This window comes from Paraburkholderia sediminicola (genome assembly GCF_046027355.1).
Classification (GTDB): Bacteria; Pseudomonadota; Gammaproteobacteria; order Burkholderiales; family Burkholderiaceae; genus Paraburkholderia; species Paraburkholderia sediminicola_B.
On the sequence record NZ_JAQQEK010000079.1, the window covers coordinates 1 to 5800 of the forward strand.

Consider the following 5800-nt stretch of genomic DNA (forward strand, 5'->3'; position numbering starts at 1 on the left):
CATGAGGCAAAACGCATCGGGCAGCATGCGGCCATGAAGCGACATTGGCTTCTTGCGTTCCCCGGACGCTCACAGGTCGCCTCTAGTACCGCTAGCGGTCAGTCGACGGAAGATGCGGCCTGATACAACACGTCTGCGAATTTTTGCACGAATGGAGGAGAACATTTCCACACGCGGAGAACTCTAGAAAATAGGAGTCTCATTTGTCGGACAACGAGGATCATCCTGCCAACCGTGTTTACCACGTGCTCTAAAGCCCACACGATCCGCTGGAATATTTAAACAACAGTCTTGAAGAACGTGGCTTTCTGGGCAGGTGGGTATGCGCTCGACGAACAGATCATGCCGGCAAGGTCTTACCGGACAGTAAGGTGTTTCGGGCCGGGCGGGTCGCCGATGCCGTCGCGAATGGAGCGCCGTGCAAGGATCGCCGGCAATGGACAGTATCAGGACAGTGACGCGTTGTCCGACGTTGGCCAAAGCATGGTGACTATCGGCCCTGGACCACGAGCGACTACCCAGGAAGAACTCGACATTGAGCGGCGCACTACTATCCGGAGCCCTCTCGGATCCGTGGCTTGAAAGTCTGGAGTTTCATATCGAGCGGGACCCACCAGGGACCCGGTCGACGACTTCTTCAGCGGGGGAGCTTCCTGCATCGGGCGCGTGTCAAACGACGCCTTTTCTCCTCAGCTCACCGAGTTCATCCGCATCGATCCCACACAGCGATACCAGCACATCATCGGTATGTTGCCCGAGCGTCGGCGGCGCACTTCGATACTGGATCGGCGACGCTGACATCCGGATCGGATTCGCCACGCCAGGCGCGCTGCCCGAGAGCGGATGGGGCAAATCCACCCGCATACCGCGGTATTGGACCTGTGGGTGTGCGAACGTCTGCGCGATGTCGTTGATCGGTCCGCAAGGTATGCCCGCGGCCGCGAGCGGCGTCACCCACTGCTCGATCGTGCGCGTGACCAGGATTTCCTGAATCATTGGAACGAGCATTTCACGGTTCATCACGCGTGCTGCATTCGTCGCAAATTTCGGATCGGTTGCCAGGTGTGCGCAATCCGCAATCTCGCAGAATTTGCGAAACTGTCCGTCGTTGCCGACTGCCAGCACGATTTGCCCATCTTTGGCCTTGAACACCTGGTAAGGCACGATGTTCGCGTGCGCATTGCCCTCGCGCTTCGGCGTCTTTCCCGATACCAGGTAGTTGAGGTTCATGTTCGCCATTGCCGCGACTTGCACATCGAGCAAGGCCATGTCGATGTATTGGCCTTCGCCCGTCTCGGTACGATGCGCCAGTGCGGCCAGGATGCCGACGGTTGCATACATGCCCGTCATCAGGTCGGCAAACGCTACGCCGACCTTTTGTGGACCACCACCCGGTAGTTCGTCCCGCTCACCGGTGATGCTCATCAATCCGCCCATGGCCTGAACGATGAAGTCGTAACCGGCCATCTTCGAGAGCGGACCGTCTTGCCCGAAGCCCGTTATCGAGCAGTAAATGAGCTGCGGATTGATGGCGCGCAGATCGCTGTACGCAAGCCCGTAGCGTGCCATGTCGCCGACCTTGTAGTTCTCGATGAACACGTCGCACTGTTGCGCCAGCTTGCGGATGATGGCTTGTCCTTCATGCGTCGCAATGTCCAGCGTCACCGATTTTTTGCCGCGATTCGCCGACAGGAAATAAGCGGACTCGCCAGTGGCATTGCCGTCATGGTCGTGCAGGTAGGGCGGGCCCCAGCCGCGCGTGTCGTCGCCCGTGCCGGGACGTTCGATCTTGATCACTTCGGCGCCCAGATCCGCCAGCGTTTGACTCGCCCAGGGGCCGGCCAGGACGCGGGACAGATCGAGAATGCGAAGGTGTGAAAGTGCGCTGGACATGAACGTCATCCTGAAGTCGAAGGTAATTCGGGTGTTTCTGTTTGGTCCGCTGTGCGGACCGACGAGATAGAATCTGAACTGATTCGCACAGTAACGGACCCGGTGCGGAATGTAAACACCGTTACATCGGTGGCGCGTTCGGTCGCAATTGCCCATGCATATGCAATATTGTTAGCGTTTTCGCCGCACTATCCGGTTTGCCATGCAAAATTGCACGATCGTTTCAAAATGGTCCGCTGTGCGGACCGAAATTCGAAAATGTTTGACACGGAGATTTTCACCATGACAGGATTCGGCAAAAGGAAGGGTTCAGGAGAGCAGGAGCAGAGTGCAGCCATGTCGAAGACGAAGAACGCGGCGGGATCATCGGTCCCACCGTATGAGCAACGTGACATGGCGCGTTTCGACGAAGAGGCGGGCACGGATCGGCAGTTCGTGACCGCGCTAGCAAGGGGACTCGAGGTGCTGCGGTGCTTCGGCCCTGGGGAGCGCTATCTGGGGTTGTCGGAGTTGGCTCGTCGCACGAGTCTGCCGAAAGCAACCGTGTCGCGATTGGCGGGCACGCTCGCGAAGCTGGGTTATCTGCGCTACTCGGAGTCACTCGGGAAATATAGCCTTGGGACCGGTGTTCTTTCGCTTGGCTATTCGATGCTGTCGAATCTGGACATCCGCGATGTCGCGCGCCCGTTCATGCAGGAGCTTGCCGAGTATGCGCGCGCATCGGTGGCCGTCGGGGTTCGTGACCGCCTCTCGATCGTCTACATCGAGTGGGTGCGCAGCAGCGCGCCGATTACGGTAATGCGTGCCGTCGGCGTCCGCTTGCCGCTCGCGACGACGTCGATTGGACGGGCGTACCTTGCAGCGGCGCCGGAGGAAGAGCGCAACGAGGTGCTCGAGCAAGTGCGTCTTCAGGACGAATCGGACTGGCCGCGCATCAAGCGCGGCATCGATCAGGCAGTGAAGGACTATGAGGAACGCGGCTTCTGCCTTTCGGTGGGCGAATGGGACAAGGATATTGCAAGCGTCGGCGCGCCGTTCACGGCACCCGATGGCACGCGCATGGCTTTCAACTGCGGCGGTCCGGCATTCGTGATGAGCCGGGATACGCTGGAAAACGACATTGGTCCACGCCTCGTGGACCTGGTGCAACGCTTAGGTGCCGCCATAGGGCGGCGATGAACGACACATGGGGCGCTCGAACGAAGCGCCCTGCTGGAATCAGGAATACAGATGATCCGTGACCATGAAACGCTAATCCTCCTTCTCGGCGCAGTTTCGCGCTTCGTGCGCGAGCGGCTCGTCCCCGCCGAGGATGAAGTGGCGGAAACAGACCAGATTCCCGCTGACATCGTTGCGCAGATGCGCGAACTCGGGCTTTTCGGCCTTTCCATCCCCGAGGAATATGGTGGTCTCGGGCTCACGATGGAAGAGGAAGTGCTTGTGGCGTTTGAAATCGGGAAAACGTCGCCATGCTTTCGCTCTTTGTTCGGCACCAATGTTGGTATCGGGTCGCAGGGAATCATCATCGATGGAACGGCAGAACAGAAGCAACACTATCTGCCGCGGCTCGCGTCGGGTGAACTCATCGCCTCGTTCGCGCTGACCGAGCCGGGTTCCGGTTCGGATGCCGCTTCACTGTCTACGCGGGCCGTGCGCGACGGTGACCACTATGTCATCGACGGCACCAAGCGCTTCATCACGAACGCACCCGAAGCCGGCATCTTTACCGTCATGGCTCGCACCAATCCCGATGTCAGAGGCGCGGGCGGCATCTCCGCATTTATCGTCGAAAGAGGCAGCCCCGGTGTATCGCTGGGGAAAATCGACAAAAAGATGGGGCAGAAGGGCGCGCATACGTGTGACGTCATCTTCGAAAACTGCCGTGTGCCTGCGCAAAACCTCATCGGTGGTATCGAGGGAACTGGCTTCAAAACCGCCATGAGAGTGCTGGACAAAGGGCGTCTGCACATTGCTGCGATTTGCGTTGGCGCGGATGAACGCATGCTCGACGATGCGCTTCACTACGCGATGGAGCGGCAGCAATTCGGCAAGCCGATCGGCGAATTTCAGCTTGTCCAGGCCATGCTCGCCGATAGCAAGGCGGAGATCTACGCCGCCCGTTCGATGGTGCTCGACGCGGCTCGCCGCCGTGACAACAAGGAGGACGTATCCACGGAGGCATCGTGCTGCAAGCTGTTCGCTTCGGAGATGTGTGGCCGTGTAGCCGATCGCGCTGTACAGATTCACGGCGGCGCGGGATATGTCTCCGAGTATGCGATCGAACGCTTTTACCGCGATGTGCGCCTGTTCCGCATCTACGAAGGCACGAGCCAGATTCAGCAACTTGTCATCGCGCGAAACATGATACGCAGCGCGAGTATCTGATCGCTGCCGCTGTGTCGAAATAGGGAAGTGTGCGGTGACTGATCACCGCAAATCGTTTGCCGTAAAAGCACCAGAGAGCGCTTGCGGCATGTTTGTCGCATGGAGGAGAGTAGATGGAAATCAATTCGTTTAGCCAGCAAGGCTTGATCGCCCACGATCGCGTATGGATCGCGGCGTTTGTGTTTGCTTTTCTCGGTCTGATGGTCGACGGAGCCGACCTGATGTTCCTGTCCTATAGCCTGTCGAGTCTCAAGCGCGAATTCGGGCTCTCGAATGTTGAAGCAGGCGCGCTCGGTAGCATCACGCTCGCGGGCATGGCGATCGGCGGCATCTACGGCGGATGGGCTTGTGATCGCTTCGGCCGCGTTCGTACGGTGGTGTGGACTATCGCGGTGTTTTCGATTGGTACGGCAGCACTCGGCTTCACGCACACCTTCTCACAGTTCGCCGCCTTTCGCTTCATTGCAGCGCTTGGGCTCGGCGCACAGTACGTCGCGTGCAATACATTGATGTCCGAATATTCGCCTACCCGATTTCGTTCGACGATCCTCGGCACGCTACAGGCAGGATGGTCAGTGGGCTATGTCGTGGCAACTGTTCTGGCCGCCTGGATTCTGCCCGAGTTCGGCTGGCGTTATCTCTTCTTCATCTCGATCGTTCCAGTCGTCCTTGCGTTGATCATGCAGCGTATTGTTCCCGAGCCGGAGAGTTACCTTGCTTCGCGGGATGCGCGTCGTCGCGGCGAGGCCGTCGGAAAAGAGAAGGGTACGGGTACGATGAAGCTCGTCTTCGGCGATCAGGCTCACCGTCGCATGTTCATGCTGTGGTCGCTGACGGCAGGTCTGTTGCAGTTCGGCTACTACGGTGTCAGCAACTGGATGCCGACCTACCTGGAGAAGGAACTGCATCTGAACTTTTCGTCGATGACGAGCTATATGGTCGGCACCTATGTCGCGATGATCCTCGGAAAGATCATGGCAGGCTGGCTCGCGGACAAGTTTGGCCGGCGAGCGGTGTTCGCATTCGGCGCATTCGGTGCGGCGGTGTTCTTGCCGGCGATCGTGCTGTGGCACACGCCCGGAAACATTGTCTATCTGATGACCTTTTTTGGTCTCCTTTACGGAATGCCGTATGGCGTGAACGCGACTTATATGACCGAAAGTTTCGAGGCCCGCATTCGCGGCTCGGCCGTCGGCGGCGCATACAACCTGGGACGTGCCGGTGCGGCGATCGCCCCTGCCGCGATTGGCTTCCTTGCAACGAACGGAACGATCGGCCTCGGTTTTCTGGTCATGGGCGGAGCCTACTTTCTTTGTGGTCTTGTGCCCGCGCTCTTCATCAGGGAGAAGCTCTACGATCCGCAGAGTGCGTGACCGTAACGACCGACCGCGGCCGTACCTGCTCAGCCTTGGCGGGCCGCGGCATATTTGTTGATTGGGGATTTTATGAAGATTCTGGTGCCAGTAAAGCGCGTAGTCGACTACAACGTGAAAGTCCGGGTGAAGTCGGACGGCACGGGCGT

General features: G+C 58.9%; 4 protein-coding genes and 1 pseudogene. 4 read left to right on the forward strand and 1 reads right to left on the reverse strand.

Annotation, left to right across the window (positions count from 1 at the left end):
- Positions 1-669: 669 nt before the first annotated feature.
- A complete protein-coding gene (locus tag PQR42_RS45180) occupies positions 670-1893 on the reverse strand; it encodes a CaiB/BaiF CoA transferase family protein (protein ID WP_408221375.1) in 1224 nt (407 codons plus the stop codon).
- Between the two features lie 336 nt (positions 1894-2229).
- Here PQR42_RS45180 and PQR42_RS45185 point away from each other — a divergent pair, with 336 nt between their 5' ends.
- The 4 genes and pseudogenes from PQR42_RS45185 to PQR42_RS45200 all read left to right on the forward strand — a co-directional run.
- Entirely contained in the window at positions 2230-3072 is an 843-nt protein-coding gene (locus PQR42_RS45185; RefSeq protein WP_408387420.1) for an IclR family transcriptional regulator, read from the forward strand.
- A 51-nt stretch (positions 3073-3123) separates the two neighbouring features.
- Positions 3124-4278 carry an acyl-CoA dehydrogenase family protein gene (locus PQR42_RS45190; RefSeq protein WP_408387419.1) on the forward strand — a complete coding sequence of 385 codons (1155 nt, stop codon included), beginning with the start codon at positions 3124-3126 and terminating at the stop codon, positions 4276-4278.
- 113 nt (positions 4279-4391) lie between these two features.
- Positions 4392-5651, forward strand: a complete 1260-nt coding sequence (locus PQR42_RS45195; protein ID WP_408387418.1) for an MFS transporter — start codon at positions 4392-4394, stop codon at positions 5649-5651.
- Between the two features lie 72 nt (positions 5652-5723).
- Positions 5724-5800 (forward strand): annotated as a pseudogene (locus PQR42_RS45200) (electron transfer flavoprotein subunit beta/FixA family protein); the annotation flags it as partial.